This is a genomic window from Sporosarcina sp. P16b (genome assembly GCF_002743065.1).
Taxonomy (GTDB): domain Bacteria; phylum Bacillota; class Bacilli; order Bacillales_A; family Planococcaceae; genus Sporosarcina.
In genome coordinates this window covers 116,861-134,202 of record NZ_PDYO01000008.1, presented here as the reverse complement: position 1 = coordinate 134,202, position 17,342 = coordinate 116,861, and the positions used below count along the sequence as shown (strand labels likewise).

The window sequence follows — 17,342 nt, the reverse complement described above, 5'->3', positions numbered from 1 at the left end:
GATTCATTGAGCGCGCGCTGCGAATGCCAAGAACTAGATGGCGCGGCGATAGATTGCATGGGTGTAAGGTGTAGGGCCGCGGGCATTGAGCGGATGCAAGACCTCATTGAGCGGGTAACGAAAAACTATGAGCGTATACGAATCGCGATTGAGCGGATTACACTACGCATAGAGCGCTTGCGGGACCACATTGAGCGGGTAACGTGATTCATTGAGCGCGCGCTGCGAATGCCAAGAACTAGATGGCGCGGCGATAGATTGCATGGGTGTAAGGTGTAGGGCCGCGGGCATTGGGCAAAACACAAAAAAACTGCAGACCCACTCTCATTAAAAGAGTGAATCTGCAGCCTAAATGAATCAATTAAGCAGGCATTGGAGTATCTGTCGGTTTCGCATAATTTCCGTTACCGTATTCCGCATCAATCGCGTCGCGGATTTCTTTCATAGACTTTCCGTCTTGCTTCATTTGTACAGATTTCACTGCGATCTCTAGGCAAACTAGGCAGCGAGTGCCGTGATCGTCCCAGACAACGGAGCCATCTTCGCGCACTTCATCCAAGAAACAATTCATATTACTCTTGTGTCCGGCACTATCTCCGCAACCGCAATAGCAAGGCATGTATTCCAAGATCTCCGTCGCGTTGGCCGCCACTTGATAGACCTTGCGCATATCTTCTGGCTTATCGTCTAGGAATGAAGGCAAGATATCCGCCGAAGCAGTTACTTCCTGCAAGTCGCCGTTCGGTAGTTGCTTTGCGTGATCATGTCCTGCTTCTGCCTGTGAATCTTGTGGATTTACTTCAGCAGGCTTTTCTGTAGCGCCGTTTCCGCATGCTGCAAGCGCCAATGTCAGTGCCGCTAGTCCTGCAAGTAACTTCTTTTTCATGTATATTCCCGACTCCTTTGTATAGAGGTTATGTCTTTAGTATACAAGAGTTGCGGGAACAACAAGCGTACAAATTCGTGACAATTAAGAGTTGCCCGTCATTTTGCTTGGGTCTACATATTCGTCAAATTGCGCTTCCGTCAATAAACCAGTAGAAAGTGCTGCTTCTTTCAGCGTTGTACCTTCTGTATGAGCTTTCTTCGCAATTTTCGCCGCGTTTTCATAGCCGATATGTGGATTCAATGCTGTGACTAACATCAAGGAATTTTTAACTTTATTGTCGATTTCTTCACGGTTCGGTTCAATCCCTACCGCACAGTTATCGTTAAAGCTAATCATACCGTCAGCAAGTAATTTCGCTGATTGTAGGAAGTTGTAAATAATAACTGGTTTGAAGACGTTCAATTCAAAGTTCCCCTGGCTCGCTGAAAAACCGATTGTTGCGTCGTTCCCCATTACTTGCGCCACAACCATTGTCAACGCTTCACTTTGTGTCGGGTTCACTTTACCTGGCATAATCGAGCTGCCTGGTTCGTTTTCCGGAATCGTAATTTCACCGATACCCGAACGTGGACCGCTTGCCAACCAACGTACGTCATTCGCTACTTTCATCAAGTCTGCAGCCAATGCTTTCAGTGCGCCGTGTGTGTAAACGACTTCATCGTAGCTCGTCAAGGCATGGAACTTATTCTCTGCAGATGTAAACTCGATGCCCACGGACTTCGAAATTTCTTCCGCTACTTTTTCACCGAATCCAGCTGGCGCGTTAAGTCCCGTTCCAACTGCTGTACCGCCGATTGCGAGTTCTTTCATTGTCTGGACACTTGTTTCTAGCATGCTGTGCGTTTTCTCTAGCATTTTGTGCCAGCCGCTGATTTCTTGACCTAATGTCAATGGCGTTGCATCCTGCAAGTGCGTACGTCCAATTTTAATAATATCTGCGAAGTCTTCGGATTTTTTCTGAAGTGTTGCGGCTAATTTATCAATTGCCGGCAATACTTCGCGCTCTACCGCAATAACTCCCGCCACGTGTAGTGCTGTTGGGAATGTATCGTTCGAGCTCTGTGATTTGTTGACATCGTCATTTGGATGCAGGCGTTCTTCCTCGCCCCACTCCTCAAGCAACTGGTTACCACGGTTAGCAAGTACTTCGTTCATATTCATGTTCGACTGCGTACCGCTTCCCGTTTGCCACACAACCAATGGGAAGTGCTCGTCCCATTTGCCTTCGATGACCTCTTCTGCTGCTGCTTTAATGGCTTTCATTTTAACTTCGGACAGATTGCCGAATGAATGGCTTGCGATCGCTGCTGATTTCTTCAAATGGGCAAAGGCTTGGATTACACCAAGCGGAATGCGTTCCCCGCCGATTTTAAAGTTGTGCTTACTGCGCTGCGTCTGCGCACCCCATAACTTATCTGCTGGTACTTGTATTTCTCCGAACGTGTCATGCTCAATACGATATTCCATCTTTACATCCACCTTTCAAAGTAATAATCAGACTCTCTATCTCTATCATGCCTTATTTTCGAGCAGATTTGAATTAAAAAGGGTTGAGAGTGTGAGTTACTTGGTGTGTGTGAAAGGATTGAAGCTCCAGCTGGCGGACGCTTTCCCATGGGCTCGGCTTGAGCCTCCTCGTCCGCTTTGCTCCCTGCGGGGTCTCAAGGTTCTCGCTGATCCATTGGGAGTCGCCGCCAGCTTCCGCTTCAATCCTACGTGGTTAGTAGGAGGACGTAGATCACATTCTGTCGATAGTATGTAAATTAGTGAAACCCTTGAATCTGGTTTAAGTTCAAGGGCTTCTCAAGTTCAAATATAGAATCGATTACAACAATTACTTCAATGCACAACAACAAGTATCACCCACTCGCATTGCAAAGGGTTGGCACGAGAGCCGTTGCGAAGTACGGCTTTTGCGAGCATAAGCGAAGCGTTGGGAGCACATCTTTGCACTAGGAGGGGCGACTCCCGGAGGATCAGCTCGACAGTCGAGACAACCGAGGGCGCTTGCGACTGGTTGTCTCACCGCGAGCCCTCTAGGAAAGCGTCCCCTCCGAAGCACCAATCCCTTACCCCAACACGACTGCCAGCCCTCTACTCAAACCTCTTGCAATTGAAACGCTTTCCGAACCACCGTAAAGAACATCACCAGAGCACCAGTACTGCATATCAACACCACAATACTAAGCGGCCAAGCTGAACTGTCTCCCGCTAGACCTACTAGCGGCGAAACCGTTGCACCGCCAATGAAAGGCATCAGCCCGAGAAATGCCGCTGCGCTTCCTGCTGACTTCCCCTGACTCTGCATCGCAAGCGAAAATGACGCTGGTGATACCAAACCAACGCTCGACACCATAAAGAATAACGCCGTCGCAATCACTGCGAGTGGCCATTCATTCCAGACAGTCAACAACAATAAAATACTTGCTGCGAACGACATCAACACGCCCGCGCGCAAGAACTTCACCTCGTGAATCCTGCCCGAAAGTCGACCTGTCAATTGCGCCGCTGTGATGATCCCGACACCATTTAGCGCAAAGAACAAGGAAAACTGTTGCGCCGTCACACCATACATATTCTGTAAAACGAACGGAGATCCCGCAATATACGCGAACATGCTCGACATGATTAAGCCTTGCGTCAACGCGATGCCTATGAACCACTTATCCTTCAGTAGACCACTAAACGTCTTAACAACCGCAAGCATTCCGCTGTCTGCACGTCCTTCAACCGGCAACGTATCCGGCAAGAAACAGGCTGTTGATACAAACATCAATAAACCGATGACACCGAGTAAAAAGAACACCGCTTGCCACGAAGCATAGTTCAGCACGACACCTCCTACAATGGGCGCAAGAATCGGTGCTGCTCCACTGACAATCGACAACATCGCCATGAATTTCGTTAATTCATTTCCTACATATAAGTCACGCGCGCAGGCTCTCGCGATCACAATTCCCGCAGCGCCTGTCATACCTTGAACGAAACGCAATGCCACAAAAATCCAGATGTTTGGACTAAACGCACATAATACAGAAGCGATTGCGTACACTATGAGCGTAATGACGAGCGGCTTGCGTCGGCCGTAAATATCACTTAACGGACCGAAAATGAGCTGGCCTGCGCCTAAACCGATTAAACAGGCCGTCAGACTTAATTGGACGAGCGATGTCGAAGCGTTTAGATCATCCGCCACAATGGGCAATCCCGGCAAATACATATCCATCGACAGCGGACCGAATGCTGACAACGAGCCGAGCAATAGCACAAGCCAAACTGTTGGCAATGGAAGTCTCTTTTGTAATGAAGTATTCATATGTACAAAACCCTTTTCTTCTATAGAATTCATTCAGTATAACAAAAAAGCAACCGCATTTGGTTGCCTTTCTACCATATGGAGAGTAAAGTTCCGCCTAGCGCCCCGGCTAGCACGACGAGCCACGGAGGCAACTTCCAAAAGGTCAGCATACTAAATAAAATCGCTGCCAATGCGAAATCTTCCGCCTGTAAAATGGAGCTTGTCCAAATTGGATTGTATAGCGCCGAGAGTAAAATTCCGATGACCGCAGCATTGACACCCATAACAGCTCCTTTGATTTTCGGATGATTGCGTAAGGCATCCCAAAAAGGCAGAGCACCGATGATCAAAAGAAATGCGGGCAGGAAAATCGCAACGGTCGCGAATAATCCACCTTGCCAACCGTTCATCAATGCACCGAGATAGGCAGCAAACGTAAACAACGGTCCCGGAACCGCTTGCGTCGCACCGTAACCGGCTAGAAACGACTCGCTTCCAATCCACCCCACTGGTACCAATTCCTGTTCCAATAAAGGCAAGACAACGTGTCCACCTCCGAATACGAGTGCACCCGATCGATAAAAACTATCGAATAATGCAACCCAGTAAGACCCTGTTAGTTCCCGAAGCAACGGCAAAATACCGAGTAAAGTGAAAAACAGTGTTAAGCAAATAACTCCCATTTTCTTTGATACAAGAAATTTCATTGAAACAGCGTCAGACGTATCATGCACGTTGAAAAGCCATAATCCCACAAGTCCAGCTATGACAATCACACTGACTTGCGTAAAAGTGGCTTGCCATAACAGTGTGACGACGAGCGCAAGTAACGCAATGGCCTTTCGCTTGACGTCCGGTGTTAAATTCTTCGCCATTCCTAGTATCGCATGCGCAACGATTGCCACAGCCACGATTTTCAATCCGTGCAGCCAACCAGCCTCACTCACATCCGTGCCTGCTAGAAGCGTAGCAAACAAGATCAACGCTACTACGGATGGCATGGTGAAGCCTAGAAAGGAAACCAGTCCGCCTAACACCCCTGCTCGTGCCACGCCGATGCCAATCCCTACCTGACTGCTTGCCGGACCTGGAAGAAATTGTGCCAACGCCACTAAATCCGCATAACTTTTTTCGTCCATCCACTTACGTTTTCGTACATACTCTTCATGGAAATAACCTAAATGTGCAGTAGGGCCGCCAAATGAGGTCAGCCCTAGTTTTAGCGATACGATAAATAGTTCTACTAATCTTTTTATAGAAGAGGTCATAGTATGCTCCATTTCAATCTCCTTTTCGTTTATATAATCCTTTACTGCCGATCATCTCATGTCCACAGTTATTTTCAATGATTCTGATACATCTTTACAATAACTTAACAATATTCCACCAAGTAAAGCACTGATTATGTTTACGAAGTTTTATTAACGGAAACTCACCTACATTCCGCGTAATTTCTACACTGTTCGCTATCTTTTTACACATGTATTTTGTATGATGTAATAACTATCGATGTCATCTATAAATGGAGGAATTCAAATGCTAGGTCCACGTAAACCCGATCCATTTTTCACAGCATTATTAGACATCGCGAAACATGTGCAAGCATCTATGCACTATGCGAACGATTCTAAAGTCCAATCCGTTTCAGATCTGAAAGAAATCAGCATTCGAATGAAAGAATATGAAACAGCAGGCGACACGCTGATTCATGATTTGATTACAAAACTAAATACGTCGTTCATGACACCTATTGAACGGGAAGATATTCTGAACATCGCGATTGCAATGGATGATATCTTGGATGGCATGGAACATTTTCTTGCGAACCTTGAGATGTTCTCTCTCATTGAAATCGATGAATACATGCAGAAGTTCGTCAGCAACATTATGAAAAGTACCGATGAAATCGTTCTTGCGATGGAATTGCTGACGAAGAAAAAGTTGGTCGAAATGCGCCCGCATGCTGTGCAAATCAAAGAGTACGAACGTATTTGCGATGAAGTTTTGCGAACTTCCATTAAGCAAATGTTCCTTCGCGAAAAAGATCCGATCCGTATTATTCAACTAAAAGATCTGTATGAACTACTTGAGGATACGGCAGACTTTTGTCAAGACGTAGCAAATAATATTGAAACCATCATCATGCGCAACGCATAAGGAGTCCTGACCGATGGATACCATTCTCATACTAACCATTCTCGTCGTAATATTTGCTTTAGCTTTTGACTTCATCAATGGTTTCCACGATACAGCCAACGCAATCGCTACGTCAGTATCGACACGCGCATTGAAACCGCGGACGGCGATCATGCTTGCCGCTACGATGAACTTCGTCGGTGCGCTGACATTCACAGGCGTAGCGAAAACCATTACGAAAGACATCGTCGATCCGTTCGTATTGGAAAACGGATCGCTCGTCATTTTGGCAGCACTCGTTTCTGCAATTACTTGGAACTTGGTCACGTGGTATTTCGGAATCCCCTCTAGCTCTTCCCATACACTGATCGGCTCCATTGCCGGCGCAGCGATTGCAGCAGCGGGTTTCGGCATTCTGAATTACAGCGGCTTCATCAAAATACTTCAAGCACTGTTGCTATCTCCTATCATTGCACTAGTTGGTGGATTTCTTGTCATGACCATATTACGTATGGTCTTAAAGAACCGTAATTTATTCAAAGCGAACCGCCGTATTCGGTATATGCAAATCGGTACGGCTGCGATTCAATCGTTCACGCACGGTACGAATGACGCGCAAAAAGCGATGGGGATTATTACGATGGCTTTGATAGCGGCAGAATTACAGACAACTGATGATATCCAACTATGGGTACGGGTTGCAGCGGCTACTGCAATGGGAATCGGTACGTCGATCGGCGGTTATAAGATCATCAAGACCGTCGGCGGCAAGATTATGAAAATCCGGCCGATTCACGGGATTGCGTCAGACTTGAACTCCGCAGTCATTATTTTCGGTGCTACCCTTCTTCATTTACCTGTCAGTACGACACACGTAATCTCTTCTTCCATTATGGGAGTCGGTTCAGCACAGCGCTTGAAAGGCGTGAAATGGGGAGTCGCACAGAAGATTGTTTTGACGTGGATTATCACGATGCCAATCTCTGCATTAATGGCTGCAGTCATCTATAAAATATTCACACTTTTCCTATAATGACGCGAGAATCTAGTCGTTCAATCCTTTGAACCAATCTTTCCACTTGCCATTTCTGGCTTTTCTTGTTATGATAAAGAAGAATTATTTTTGTTCGACGTTGGTCTACGATTTATCTCGACCGTTTTTTAGAAATTGAGCAAGGATAGTAATACAATGTGTACACGAGTGTGCACGAGGAGGAAACAAACATGGAACAAGGTAAAGTAAAATGGTTTAACGCAGAAAAAGGTTATGGCTTCATCGAACGTGAAGATGGCGACGATGTATTCGTACACTTCTCAGCTATCCAAGGTGATGGCTTCAAAACTCTTGAAGAAGGTCAAGACGTGTCTTTCGAAATCGAACAAGGACAACGCGGACTTCAAGCAACTAACGTTACTAAAAACTAATTAACCTATACAAACCACTTCCTTTTTAGGAAGTGGTTTTTTTGTGCATTATTATATATATGGCGCGGTGTTAGGTAGCTTTGGCGCGGTTATAACGTAGTATTGCGCGATCTACTGAAAGTTTAGCGCGATGATAGGTAGGAATAGCGCGATAATTTTCAGCAATAGCGCGGTCGTAGTCAACTTTGGCGCGGTTGTGATGCGACCCTACATAACCACTAACTACACATCATAAAAAACTGCCGAGTATAGTATATACCCGACAGTCATTCATAGCTTATTGCCAACCAAACGTTCCGATTTCGGTGTACGACTGGTTGTCCATGGATTGATGATTTTTTTGTGTAGGATTATTTTTGAAAGTAGTCTGAACCATTAACACGACGCCCACTACCGCCACAATCAACACCACGATAAGCCAAACCGCAACTGTTTTGCCCTTCATTTGCTATCACCTCTGTAGCTGTTATTTCGTTTTGACGGAAAAGCCTTCTTCTTTCAAATAACTTGCCGCCTCTTGGTAATCTCCGAAGCCCTCTTCCAAGTTGACTTCATGATAAATATTAAAGAAGCCATCTTCTTCAAGAAGTGTCAGCATCTGACCATTGGAATTCTGCCACGTTTCCGCGATAGTTTCAGGCGCCTGGACCTCTGTCGCCAGTCCTTCAATTGCCGCGCGGATGACTATACGGAATTCATCCGCAGAGTATTCGCGTACATTGACTAGACCACGTTCATCTGCTTCATAGCCTTTGACATCTGCCACGTAGACAAATGCATTGCCGTTCGGGTGCAAATGTTGCACGACAACCGTCTTATCATACAAAGACTCTTCATAATGATAGTTCAAGCGCTTCATAGACACTTCTTTCTTCACTAACTCCGGGAACTCTTCTATAATCTGTTGTTTTTCTTCAAATGTTAACATGTTTTTTCCTTCTTTCTACTGAAATTCAGTCTTCATCTCGTTCGCCATTCCGTAATCAGGACAAGCAATATGACGACTACAAATGCGATTATATAAAACCAGGAAGGTACACTGCTCACGCCACCGAACATGCCATCCACTCCTTCCAAACTTCCATTCTTTTTTTAGTATACCCTTTTTCCTGCTACTCTGGAGGAATATTTTCAACAATTCATAGTTCCCACTGTATTGCTGAGGGTGAAACAGAGTATAATGTGAATGAGGAGTGGGTTTCATATGATAAAACGCCTGTTTCAGTTACTCTTTCTCGCAGTACTCATCTACGCTTTCAAGCCCTTCTGGGAAGGTCCAGTATCAGAATACGTGGACTTATCTTTTCTCGACCCGCTTGATGCCAAAGTAGAAACCGTGCTGAACGAGGAAGTAGTTAGATCTGCGCTTGACTATACAAAAGAATCGATTGTCGATTTAATTACATTCGTTTCCAATAAAGCTGCCGGAAACAGTCCCCCAGAGGAAGTCGCCCAACCCGTGCTCGATGCACCGGCAACAGGCATTATTTCTATCCACAATATCGAAATTGGTACAACCGAAGCGCAAGTGAAGGAAAAGCTCGGTGAACCTATGCGGAAATCCGTCAATGAATATGGAACGGAATGGCTGACATTCCATGACAATTATCAGAACTTCGTCATGTTGTCATACGATATCAAACGTCGCGTCAATGCGCTCTATACAAATGATCGCCTCATCGCTTCATCGATCGGCATCGAGTACGGTGTGCCGAAAGCGGAAATACGTAAAGGCCTAGGCGAACCAATTTCTGAAATACGTAAAGGGACAAACATTTATAAGCTGCAAAACGATGAAGGCATGGACATCTTTCATACGGATGGTCTGTATATCTATGTCTTTTATGATCTGCATACTGACAATACCGTAACCGCAGTCCAATTAATCTCGGATTCGCTAGAGCAAAAAAAGTCCGCCCTCTATGCCCCCAAAAACGATGCGTTGCGTAAAGGCTTTGAGATGCAACTATTTGACTTGACGAACGCAGCAAGAGTTCGACACGGTCGCTCCATTTTAACATGGGATGAACTTGCGGCTGAAACAGCACGTCTGCACAGTACGGATATGGCAGTACAAGATTACTTCAGTCATAAAAACTTGCAAGGCGAGTCCCCTTTTGACCGTATGAAAAAGCAAGGGGTGGCGTTCGTCAGTGCGGGTGAAAACCTAGCCTACGGTCAGTCAAGCAGTATTTTTGCACATGAAGGTCTAATGAATTCAAAAGGCCACAGAGAAAACATATTAATCCGTGACTACCAGTTCATTGGGATCGGTGTAGACTTCAATGACAAAGAACAGCCATTTTATACTGAAAACTTCTTCGCGAAGTAAGGGAATTTCCTTTCATTACGGTAAGATATCCAGTAAAATAAAGACAAGGGCTTTGGTAAATCCAAGACCTTCATTACAGCATTAAAGGAGATTATCAATTGAAAAAATTTGCTGCATTTTTCCTCGCTGCGACATTGATTTTGTCGCCAATCGGGAACATCATCTTCCAAGATGAAATTACTGCTGAAGCACGTGGTTATAAGTCTGGTAAGAAGAGTTTCAGTACACCTAATCGTGTGCAACCGAATAAAGCCGAAAAGAAACAAGATACCAATCAAAGTAATGATAGAGCAACAGCAGGTAACACAGCGAAGAAGCCAGGCGGTATGGGTGGCGGCTTGATGAAAGGTCTATTAGTTGGTGGACTTGCGGGTCTATTATTCGGCAGCTTGTTTGCGAATATGGGTATGCTTGGGTCCATTATGGGCTTGTTGATTAACGTGTTAGCGATTGTCTTCATCATTTACATGGTTCGGAAGATTTTCGCAATCTTCAAAGAGAAAGAGCGTAAACGCAATGAGGATATGAATCAATGGAACAACAGATAATCTACGAACAGGACGTAGTAAATGCAGTTTGTGTATTGATTGCAAAAGAGTCACGTGCTATGCCAGACGACGTGGAAGTCGAACTTGCTTACGATGAGGACACTGGGTTTTCAGCAGATGCCGAGCTTAATGGCAAGATGCATCATTTGGATACCTCCCGTCTTGTCGAAGCACTTCGCCTTTGGATTGAGCAGTATCTCGATCAAGATCCGATGGCAGCAGGCATTCAGCTAAAGCTGGATGATGAAGAAGGGATTATCGCGATAGTTCGGTAATCAACAGGACGCCCCTTTCCGGGAGGGCGTTCTTTTTTTCGTCTATGTGAATGAAGAGGCTGGCAATGGGATACGTAAGGAGATTTGCGTCCTTCTGCTTTAATTTTTTCGTAGATATTAACTAACTATCCATTTCCAATATACTTTGACTTAAAACTTCAACACACAAAAAAGATGCCCCACACCTCGGGACATCCTGTTCTACTTATTACTTCATATTCTCAGATGTAATCTCTGCACAAGCAAATGGCGCGCCTGAATTACCTGCTGGATCTGTGATGTTATCATCCGGACCCTCGTGAATCACCAACGCCGTTCCGTCTTCATCGAGTAATGAATTGTCTTTTCCAGACTCAAGTGTAACTTCATCTGTCGTCACAGTAACTTTTGCGTTTCCATCTTCATCCGCCACAAGATTCTCCAAGTCACCAGCGTGGTGTCCTTCTGGATTATCCAATCCGTGCTTTTTATCTGTTGGGTTGAAATGACCGCCAGCAGATGCTTTAAAGTCCGGTGCTGTACAGACACCGGTTTCATGGAAGTGCATGCCGTGTTCCCCTGGCTCAAGGCCCGATACGTCGACATCCATTGCTACGCCAGACGGTCCTTGCGTTAGCGTTACGGAACCGATTTCTTCTCCATCCACATTTATCACTGGCGCCATCACTTCAGGCTCCGTTGTCCCCTCTTCTTCCACGACGGGTTCACCGCTGCCGTTCACCGGTTCTTTTTCTTTTTCTTCATCCGCCGCGCCACCGCAAGCCGCCATCATTAACGCGGATCCCAATACAATACTAGGTAATTTCCACATAAATGCATTCCTCCTCGTGTAAGTTATGTACTTTGATGTTCATTACTATTTGGATAATGAACCCACAATATGTAGTGTACCCACTTTTATAGTTTTCTAACATGCTGTTGGAGTTCTAAGAGCGGATAGCCGGCAAGATAGATCGGTTAACTCGCGACAATGAGCGGTTGCAAGGACCTATAGAGCGCTTATCAACAAACTAAGAGCGAATATGCAGCACAATAGAGCGCTCTAGCCACTTGAATGAGCGTCCACTCCCCCCTCCCTCCCTTATACAATAAAAAACACTCCTGATACTAGGTCAGTCAGCGCATAGCGTAAGTGACAATATAAAAAACCGGAAACAATTTTCGTTTCCGGTTGAGTTTTATGAAAATAATATCTTTTCTAATTCCATTGGTTCAATATATGTATCGCCTCGATAAACGCGCATATTGCCTCCTGAAATTTCATCGATCAACATGATGTTTCGCTCAGGATCGCGACCGAACTCCAATTTGATATCATAAAGTTCTAAACCTTTTTCCGCCATCTCTGATCGCACTACTTCAGAAATTTGCTGGGTCAATTCTTTAAGTACCGCATATTCTTCATGCGTCAAAATGTGAAGTTGTGCCAAAGCATCTTCTGAAATGGGTGGATCTTGACGTTCATCATCTTTTAGCGTCACTTCCACGAATGCATCCAATACTTGTCCTTCTTCGGCATACGCACCGAATCTGCGCAAGAAACTTCCGACCGCACGGTATCGACAAATCACTTCTAATCCTTTACCAAAGATCGTAGCAGGCTTCACCGTCATCGTCACTTCATCCAGATCGGCATCGATGTAATGCGTCGGTACGTTTTGCTCCTCCAATTTCTCGAAAAAGTATTTCGTCATGCGAAGTCCAGACTTCCCGGCACCATCAATCGTCAGGCCTACTGTGTTGGCACCTGGATCAAATACACCATCTTCCCCTGTTACATCATCCTTGAATTTCAATAGCACGTGGCCATCTTCCAAGCGGTAGACGTCTTTCGTTTTACCAGAATAGGTTAATTTCATCCGTACGATTCTCCTCTATTCATAAATGTATACTGCTTATTCAGTATAAAGCACTTTGACGAGAAGAAAAAGTATTGTTTGACAAAAGTTGATGGGCGTCAAGGTCGTTTTCACAAAATACTCTCATACTTAAGTTGACAAATACACAAGAAGAGGATGAGATCAATGAAAAAAGTCGTATTTTTAATGGAACCATTCAGTTGCCCGTCATGTGTCAAAAAAATTGAAGGTGCACTATCTCGAGCAAAAGGTGTACAGCGAGTAAAAGTATTATTCCATTCAAGTAAAGTTCGAGTCGAGTTTGATGAATCTATCGTAGAAGCCAATGAATTACAGGAATTAATTAGTAAACTCGGCTATCCAGTTCTCAATAAAAAAGTCTCATAGAGAGGAGGCATTCAAATGAACGCAAAGCAAACCGTACGCATCACTTCCCTATCCGCGATTTTGCTTGGAGCAGCGATCATCTTGCACTTCGCAAGCCTTCATGACGCGCGTCAGATTACATTAATCGCGGCCACTTTAATCGCGGGTACTCCGATTGCAATCAAGGCATGGAAAGCTATCCGCATGAAAGCTTTTAGTATTGAACTTCTCGTGACCATCGCGGTCATCGGTGCGCTATTTATTGGTGAGTATGTAGAATCCGCTGCAGTTACCTTCTTATTTTTATTCGGAGCGCTACTTGAAATTCGTACAATGGAGAAAACCCGCTCGTCCCTCAAGGCACTTATTGATCTGGCCCCACTAGAAGCAAGTGTCTTTCGAGATGGTAAAATAATGACAATCGCTGTTGACGAGGTAGTAGTCGGTGACCGAGTAATCGTTCGCTCAGGAGAACAAGTTCCAGTTGACGGACCGATTGTTACAGGCAGTGCTTCCATAAATGAAGCAAGTGTACTTTTGGTTATATTGAACGCCATTCGATTAATACGCTATACTAGTGACAAACCAGCCAGTCGAAATATAAGCGAGGTGAAAGTGAATGAGTCAACAGCCCCACAATAATACGACGGATCAAAATATGTGTGTATCGCTCGTTCCGTTGTTCAATCATTTGGAAACTGAACAGATGAAACACGTAGTAGGAACTCGCGCGAAACACTTCGCATCCACGTGGAAAAATCATTTACAATGAAGGCGACTGCTCCGAAGGTTTATATATTTTGCATAAAGGACGAATCAAAGTATACCGCCTGTCAGAAAACGGCAAAGAGCAACTCGTGCGAATTTTAGAACCGGGAGATTTCACAGGTGAGCTGTCATTATTCAATGCCAAACCTCATGACGCCTACGCAGAAACACTTGAACCCGTGGAATTATGTATTATTCAACGTGATCAAATGCAACAACTTCTACAAAAACATCCTGCGATCTCATTAAAGATGTTAGAGGAATTCTCCTCTCGCCTCGCCCGGACAGAACAACGGGCAGCGCGGATCGGTATGGAAGCAGCAGAAACGCGTATCGCCCTATATCTAGCCGATTTATCTGAAGAACAACAACAATTGACAGTCGAATTACCGATGAGTCGCAAAGATCTCGCCTCCCACCTCGGGACGACACCTGAAACAATTAGTCGCAAATTAAGCGCATTCGAGGAGTCGGGCTGGATTCGGCAGTCCAGCATGAAAACGGTGGATATTCTCGATTTGGATGCTTTATTACTTTTATAAAAGAAACTCTTTTCATTCCACTACGTACATGATACGCTAGTTCTGAAAACTAAATATTTTGACCATTGGGGGAATCCTTCACAAGGACTGAGAAAAGAGTGTGGCTCTGAAACCCTTATTACCTGAACAGATTAGCATCTGCGGAGGGAAGTGGCGAGTCGTTCCGTATATATTTCTGTCGACACATCCACCACTTTCCGATTCGGGAAGTGGTTTTTTCTATTGGAGGGGAATGAATGAAGTTACTTGGCGTGACTGATGACTGTCTTTCGGTTGACGAACTGACTTTACACTTGCAGCAGACAGCGCCGTTTCTAGATGCTATTATTTTGCGTGAAAAGTCCAAGACAGATGCACAACTGACAGATTTGATTACGCGTCTTGCGAATAGCGGATTTCCACTCGATAAGCTCATTATACATGCCAGACCTTACGTGGCTGGCGAGCTGAACCTTAGAAAAGTGCAGTTGACTGGCTATGGCATGTCTTTACGGGATGCACTTCGGAAATTTCCCGAGCTACAATTCGGGTGCTCAATTCATTCAATGGAAGAAGCAAAGGAAGCTACGACGGAAGGCGCGGATTGGCTCTTGCACGGGCATGTTTTCGAGACGAAATCAAAGCCCGGCCTACCAGCGCGCGGCACGGAAGAATTGTTTTCTATTGCAAAGTATAGTTCGATCCCCGTGTATGCAATCGGCGGAATTCAGCCGCTCCACTTGCCTGATTTACAACGAAACGGCGTAGCAGGCGTGGCTGTATTATCCCCTATGCGTTCATTAAAAGTCTTACAAAGTTATAGAATAGGAGTCGTGTCTAATGAAGAAAATGATTGATCTGAACGGAAAAACCTATTCGGTCGTTCCAGAAGTAGCGACGATTCAACAGTTACTTGAGCATTTGGGATTAGGTGATCGTATTTTGATTGTGGAGAAAAACAAAGAGATTTTGCAAAAAGATCACTATGACGCACCGATTATGGATCGAGACCAAATTGAAATTATACATTTTGTAGGAGGCGGATGAAGATGTTAAAAATTGCAGATAAAGAATTCTCTTCACGGTTATTACTAGGCACAGGGAAATATCCTTCATTTGAAATACAAAAGCAGGCAGTTGCAGTATCAGAAGCAGAAATCCTCACGTTTGCAGTACGACGCATGGATATTTTCGAAGCGTCGCAGCCCAATTTTCTAAAGCAATTGGATTTAACTCGCTATACATTACTTCCAAATACTGCAGGCGCAAGTACAGCAGAAGAAGCCGTACATATCGCACGTCTTGCAAAGGCATCAGGACTTTGTGACATGGTGAAAGTGGAAATTATCGGATGCAGCCGTTCATTGCTTCCAGATCCTGTAGAGACATTACGCGCTACTGAAATGCTGCTAGAGGAAGGCTTTATTGTATTGCCTTATACGTCAGACGATGTAGTGCTCGCAAGAAGACTATGCGAATTAGGCGTTCATGCCATCATGCCGGGCGCTGCGCCAATCGGTTCAGGCAGAGGCATTCTGAATCCGCTGAATCTGTCATTGATCATTGAGCAATCGAATGTCCCCGTCATCATTGACGCTGGCGTCGGCTCTCCAAAAGACGCGGCATTCGCGATGGAGCTCGGAGCAGACGGTGTATTGCTGAATACGGCAGTATCAGAAGCCGCAAATCCTGTCATGATGGCAGAAGCAATGAAACTCGCGATTGAAGCAGGACGTCTCGGTTATAAGGCAGGACGTATGCCAGTCCGCGATTACGGCGTAGCAAGCAGTCCAACTGAAGGGCTTGTGACGAATTGACCGGAAAATATTCTCGGCAAGAGCTATTTGCACCTATCGGACCAGTTGGACAACAGCGTATCCGCGAGGCAAAAGTTTTCGTCTTAGGAGCGGGTGCACTCGGTTCTTCCGGAGCGGAAATGCTTGTCCGTGCAGGGGTCGGCGAACTAACGATTGTTGATCGTGATATTTTGGAGTGGACCAATCTTCATAGACAGCAATTATACACAGAGCAAGATGTCATGGATCAATTGCCGAAAGCGATTGCAGCAGAAAGCCGTTTGCGCGCTATCAACAGCGATGTGAAAGTTCGTGGGATTGTGGCGGATGTGACACCTGAAAATGTTCTCGACCTATTCGAGGGACATCATTTCATTCTCGACGGCACAGATAATATCGAAACACGATTACTAGCAAATGACGCAGCGTTACAACTCGGCATCCCTTTCTTCATGGGTGCTTGCGTCGGTAGCTACGGGCTGACGTTTCCTATTGGTGTAAAAGAAGGCTCACCCTGCTTGCATTGTCTACTCGAAGCGTTACCACCACAGTCTTTAACATGCGATACAGTCGGCGTCATCTCACCAATCGTCGTTACAACGGCTGCCCGTCAAACCGCCGAATTGCTGAAGTGTATAACGGGTGCGCAGATGGAACCGCGCCTGGAATCCGTCGATCTATGGACAGGCGAACGTGCTGCAATGGACGTGCACAGTATGAAGAAATCTAGTTGTCCGAGTTGCTCAGACACTCCAACCTATCCTTACCTATCTGCCAATGAAGTCATTCGGACTGCCGTGCTGTGCGGACGCGACACCGTGCAACTGACATGGCCAAGGAACCGACAAGTGGAACTACTACCATTTGCCGAATCCATTCGCGGTATTGTTTCTAATTTAAAACAAAACCCATATTTGGTTTCCTGTGAATACAACGCTCATCGACTCGTGTTATTCCGCGATGGCAGGATGTTGGTACATGGAACGAAGGATATCATGGTTGCACGGAAGATCGTCGCTGGTTTATTGGGATGATGCTTGTGCTTAGAGCGCTTGCGCGTGGGCTATGATCGGTTGACACGTTGGATAGAGCGCTGGCCCCTGGACTATGAGCGATGAACACGTTCAAT

General features: G+C 45.4%; 22 protein-coding genes and 1 riboswitch. Of the genes, 14 read left to right on the top strand and 8 right to left on the bottom strand.

Translation table 11 applies throughout. The annotated features are described in order from the left end of the window. Nucleotides 1–361 precede the first annotated feature (361 nt). The 4 genes from CSV77_RS11225 to CSV77_RS11210 form a co-directional block, all read right to left on the bottom strand. Nucleotides 362–886, bottom strand: coding sequence for a PCYCGC motif-containing (lipo)protein (locus tag CSV77_RS11225; protein ID WP_099636155.1), 525 nt, complete (start codon nucleotides 884–886; stop codon nucleotides 362–364). 84 nt (nucleotides 887–970) lie between these two features. Beyond that, nucleotides 971–2,356 (bottom strand): class II fumarate hydratase, encoded by a 1,386-nt coding sequence (gene fumC, locus CSV77_RS11220; RefSeq protein ID WP_099631940.1) that lies wholly within the window; start codon nucleotides 2,354–2,356, stop codon nucleotides 971–973. Between the two features lie 631 nt (nucleotides 2,357–2,987). After that, nucleotides 2,988–4,205 carry a multidrug effflux MFS transporter gene (locus CSV77_RS11215; RefSeq protein WP_099673490.1) on the bottom strand — a complete coding sequence of 406 codons (1,218 nt, stop codon included), beginning with the start codon at nucleotides 4,203–4,205 and terminating at the stop codon, nucleotides 2,988–2,990. A 71-nt stretch (nucleotides 4,206–4,276) separates the two neighbouring features. Continuing rightward, nucleotides 4,277–5,467 (bottom strand): chromate transporter, encoded by a 1,191-nt coding sequence (locus tag CSV77_RS11210; protein WP_099673489.1) that lies wholly within the window; start codon nucleotides 5,465–5,467, stop codon nucleotides 4,277–4,279. Nucleotides 5,468–5,723: 256 nt separating this feature from the next. On the opposite strand from CSV77_RS11210, the gene CSV77_RS11205 reads away from it, so the two are divergent. The 3 genes from CSV77_RS11205 (at nucleotide 5,724) to CSV77_RS11195 (ending at nucleotide 7,748) form a co-directional block, all read left to right on the top strand. Beyond that, nucleotides 5,724–6,344 carry a DUF47 domain-containing protein gene (locus tag CSV77_RS11205; RefSeq protein ID WP_099673488.1) on the top strand — a complete coding sequence of 207 codons (621 nt, stop codon included), beginning with the start codon at nucleotides 5,724–5,726 and terminating at the stop codon, nucleotides 6,342–6,344. Nucleotides 6,345–6,357: 13 nt separating this feature from the next. After that, nucleotides 6,358–7,356 carry an inorganic phosphate transporter gene (locus CSV77_RS11200; RefSeq protein WP_099673487.1) on the top strand — a complete coding sequence of 333 codons (999 nt, stop codon included), beginning with the start codon at nucleotides 6,358–6,360 and terminating at the stop codon, nucleotides 7,354–7,356. Between the two features lie 191 nt (nucleotides 7,357–7,547). Next, on the top strand, nucleotides 7,548–7,748 hold the full coding sequence (locus CSV77_RS11195; RefSeq protein ID WP_009766462.1) for a cold-shock protein: 201 nt from the start codon (nucleotides 7,548–7,550) through the stop codon (nucleotides 7,746–7,748). Between the two features lie 277 nt (nucleotides 7,749–8,025). Here CSV77_RS11195 and CSV77_RS16935 read toward each other — a convergent pair whose 3' ends face one another. Together CSV77_RS16935 and CSV77_RS11190 are read right to left on the bottom strand one after the other, a co-directional pair. Continuing rightward, complete coding sequence (locus CSV77_RS16935) at nucleotides 8,026–8,193, bottom strand: hypothetical protein (RefSeq protein WP_158232066.1); 168 nt, start codon at nucleotides 8,191–8,193, stop codon at nucleotides 8,026–8,028. Between the two features lie 21 nt (nucleotides 8,194–8,214). Continuing rightward, complete coding sequence (locus tag CSV77_RS11190) at nucleotides 8,215–8,676, bottom strand: hypothetical protein (protein ID WP_099673486.1); 462 nt, start codon at nucleotides 8,674–8,676, stop codon at nucleotides 8,215–8,217. Nucleotides 8,677–8,952: 276 nt separating this feature from the next. Here CSV77_RS11190 and CSV77_RS11185 point away from each other — a divergent pair, with 276 nt between their 5' ends. The 3 genes from CSV77_RS11185 (at nucleotide 8,953) to CSV77_RS11175 (ending at nucleotide 10,903) form a co-directional block, all read left to right on the top strand. After that, a complete protein-coding gene (locus CSV77_RS11185; protein ID WP_099673485.1) occupies nucleotides 8,953–10,080 on the top strand; it encodes a CAP domain-containing protein in 1,128 nt (375 codons plus the stop codon). A gap of 98 nt (nucleotides 10,081–10,178) precedes the next feature. Beyond that, nucleotides 10,179–10,628, top strand: coding sequence for a hypothetical protein (locus CSV77_RS11180; protein WP_099631947.1), 450 nt, complete (start codon nucleotides 10,179–10,181; stop codon nucleotides 10,626–10,628). Continuing rightward, nucleotides 10,613–10,903 carry a DUF2653 family protein gene (locus CSV77_RS11175; protein ID WP_099636146.1) on the top strand — a complete coding sequence of 97 codons (291 nt, stop codon included), beginning with the start codon at nucleotides 10,613–10,615 and terminating at the stop codon, nucleotides 10,901–10,903. The genes CSV77_RS11180 and CSV77_RS11175 overlap by 16 nt, the downstream gene beginning before the upstream one ends. A 208-nt stretch (nucleotides 10,904–11,111) precedes the next feature. On the opposite strand, the gene CSV77_RS11170 is transcribed toward CSV77_RS11175, so the two are convergent. Together CSV77_RS11170 and CSV77_RS11165 are read right to left on the bottom strand one after the other, a co-directional pair. Next, a complete protein-coding gene (locus CSV77_RS11170; RefSeq protein WP_099673484.1) occupies nucleotides 11,112–11,714 on the bottom strand; it encodes a superoxide dismutase family protein in 603 nt (200 codons plus the stop codon). A gap of 367 nt (nucleotides 11,715–12,081) precedes the next feature. After that, complete coding sequence (locus CSV77_RS11165; RefSeq protein ID WP_099673483.1) at nucleotides 12,082–12,762, bottom strand: phosphoribosylaminoimidazolesuccinocarboxamide synthase; 681 nt, start codon at nucleotides 12,760–12,762, stop codon at nucleotides 12,082–12,084. Between the two features lie 165 nt (nucleotides 12,763–12,927). Between CSV77_RS11165 and CSV77_RS11160 the strand changes: the two genes are divergently transcribed. The 8 genes from CSV77_RS11160 (at nucleotide 12,928) to CSV77_RS11130 (ending at nucleotide 17,247) form a co-directional block, all read left to right on the top strand. Beyond that, nucleotides 12,928–13,149: a heavy-metal-associated domain-containing protein gene (locus CSV77_RS11160; RefSeq protein ID WP_099673482.1), complete on the top strand. Its 222-nt coding sequence runs from the start codon at nucleotides 12,928–12,930 to the stop codon at nucleotides 13,147–13,149. Nucleotides 13,150–13,164: 15 nt separating this feature from the next. Further along, on the top strand, nucleotides 13,165–13,770 hold the full coding sequence (locus tag CSV77_RS11155) for a P-type ATPase actuator domain-containing protein (RefSeq protein ID WP_099673481.1): 606 nt from the start codon (nucleotides 13,165–13,167) through the stop codon (nucleotides 13,768–13,770). Next, nucleotides 13,748–13,900, top strand: a complete 153-nt coding sequence (locus CSV77_RS17140; RefSeq protein ID WP_233212223.1) for a hypothetical protein — start codon at nucleotides 13,748–13,750, stop codon at nucleotides 13,898–13,900. Before CSV77_RS11155 ends, CSV77_RS17140 begins: the two co-directional genes overlap by 23 nt. Before the next feature lie 28 nt (nucleotides 13,901–13,928). Next, nucleotides 13,929–14,438 carry a Crp/Fnr family transcriptional regulator gene (locus CSV77_RS11150; RefSeq protein ID WP_233212222.1) on the top strand — a complete coding sequence of 170 codons (510 nt, stop codon included), beginning with the start codon at nucleotides 13,929–13,931 and terminating at the stop codon, nucleotides 14,436–14,438. A 57-nt stretch (nucleotides 14,439–14,495) separates the two neighbouring features. After that, a riboswitch (TPP riboswitch) is annotated at nucleotides 14,496–14,604 on the top strand. 70 nt (nucleotides 14,605–14,674) lie between these two features. Continuing rightward, nucleotides 14,675–15,274 (top strand): thiamine phosphate synthase, encoded by a 600-nt coding sequence (locus CSV77_RS11145; RefSeq protein ID WP_099673480.1) that lies wholly within the window; start codon nucleotides 14,675–14,677, stop codon nucleotides 15,272–15,274. Further along, nucleotides 15,258–15,464, top strand: a complete 207-nt coding sequence (gene thiS / locus CSV77_RS11140; protein ID WP_099673479.1) for a sulfur carrier protein ThiS — start codon at nucleotides 15,258–15,260, stop codon at nucleotides 15,462–15,464. Before CSV77_RS11145 ends, thiS begins: the two co-directional genes overlap by 17 nt. Next, nucleotides 15,461–16,234 (top strand): thiazole synthase, encoded by a 774-nt coding sequence (locus tag CSV77_RS11135; protein ID WP_099673478.1) that lies wholly within the window; start codon nucleotides 15,461–15,463, stop codon nucleotides 16,232–16,234. The genes thiS and CSV77_RS11135 overlap by 4 nt, the downstream gene beginning before the upstream one ends. Continuing rightward, on the top strand, nucleotides 16,231–17,247 hold the full coding sequence (locus CSV77_RS11130) for a ThiF family adenylyltransferase (protein ID WP_099673477.1): 1,017 nt from the start codon (nucleotides 16,231–16,233) through the stop codon (nucleotides 17,245–17,247). Before CSV77_RS11135 ends, CSV77_RS11130 begins: the two co-directional genes overlap by 4 nt. Nucleotides 17,248–17,342 lie beyond the last annotated feature (95 nt).

What these genes read in the sequence shown, in the direction of transcription:
- CSV77_RS11225 (WP_099636155.1), bottom strand. Translation starts at nt 886, where the DNA reads ATGAAAAAGAAGTTACTTGCAGGACTAGCGGCACTGACATTGGCGCTT.
- fumC (WP_099631940.1), bottom strand. Translation starts at nt 2,356, where the DNA reads ATGGAATATCGTATTGAGCATGACACGTTCGGAGAAATACAAGTACCA.
- CSV77_RS11215 (WP_099673490.1), bottom strand. Translation starts at nt 4,205, where the DNA reads ATGAATACTTCATTACAAAAGAGACTTCCATTGCCAACAGTTTGGCTT.
- CSV77_RS11210 (WP_099673489.1), bottom strand. Translation starts at nt 5,467, where the DNA reads ATGGAGCATACTATGACCTCTTCTATAAAAAGATTAGTAGAACTATTT.
- CSV77_RS11205 (WP_099673488.1), top strand. Translation starts at nt 5,724, where the DNA reads ATGCTAGGTCCACGTAAACCCGATCCATTTTTCACAGCATTATTAGAC.
- CSV77_RS11200 (WP_099673487.1), top strand. Translation starts at nt 6,358, where the DNA reads ATGGATACCATTCTCATACTAACCATTCTCGTCGTAATATTTGCTTTA.
- CSV77_RS11195 (WP_009766462.1), top strand. Translation starts at nt 7,548, where the DNA reads ATGGAACAAGGTAAAGTAAAATGGTTTAACGCAGAAAAAGGTTATGGC.
- CSV77_RS16935 (WP_158232066.1), bottom strand. Translation starts at nt 8,193, where the DNA reads ATGAAGGGCAAAACAGTTGCGGTTTGGCTTATCGTGGTGTTGATTGTG.
- CSV77_RS11190 (WP_099673486.1), bottom strand. Translation starts at nt 8,676, where the DNA reads ATGTTAACATTTGAAGAAAAACAACAGATTATAGAAGAGTTCCCGGAG.
- CSV77_RS11185 (WP_099673485.1), top strand. Translation starts at nt 8,953, where the DNA reads ATGATAAAACGCCTGTTTCAGTTACTCTTTCTCGCAGTACTCATCTAC.
- CSV77_RS11175 (WP_099636146.1), top strand. Translation starts at nt 10,613, where the DNA reads ATGGAACAACAGATAATCTACGAACAGGACGTAGTAAATGCAGTTTGT.
- CSV77_RS11170 (WP_099673484.1), bottom strand. Translation starts at nt 11,714, where the DNA reads ATGTGGAAATTACCTAGTATTGTATTGGGATCCGCGTTAATGATGGCG.
- CSV77_RS11165 (WP_099673483.1), bottom strand. Translation starts at nt 12,762, where the DNA reads ATGAAATTAACCTATTCTGGTAAAACGAAAGACGTCTACCGCTTGGAA.
- CSV77_RS11160 (WP_099673482.1), top strand. Translation starts at nt 12,928, where the DNA reads ATGAAAAAAGTCGTATTTTTAATGGAACCATTCAGTTGCCCGTCATGT.
- CSV77_RS11155 (WP_099673481.1), top strand. Translation starts at nt 13,165, where the DNA reads ATGAACGCAAAGCAAACCGTACGCATCACTTCCCTATCCGCGATTTTG.
- CSV77_RS17140 (WP_233212223.1), top strand. Translation starts at nt 13,748, where the DNA reads ATGAGTCAACAGCCCCACAATAATACGACGGATCAAAATATGTGTGTA.
- CSV77_RS11145 (WP_099673480.1), top strand. Translation starts at nt 14,675, where the DNA reads ATGAAGTTACTTGGCGTGACTGATGACTGTCTTTCGGTTGACGAACTG.
- thiS (WP_099673479.1), top strand. Translation starts at nt 15,258, where the DNA reads ATGAAGAAAATGATTGATCTGAACGGAAAAACCTATTCGGTCGTTCCA.
- CSV77_RS11135 (WP_099673478.1), top strand. Translation starts at nt 15,461, where the DNA reads ATGAAGATGTTAAAAATTGCAGATAAAGAATTCTCTTCACGGTTATTA.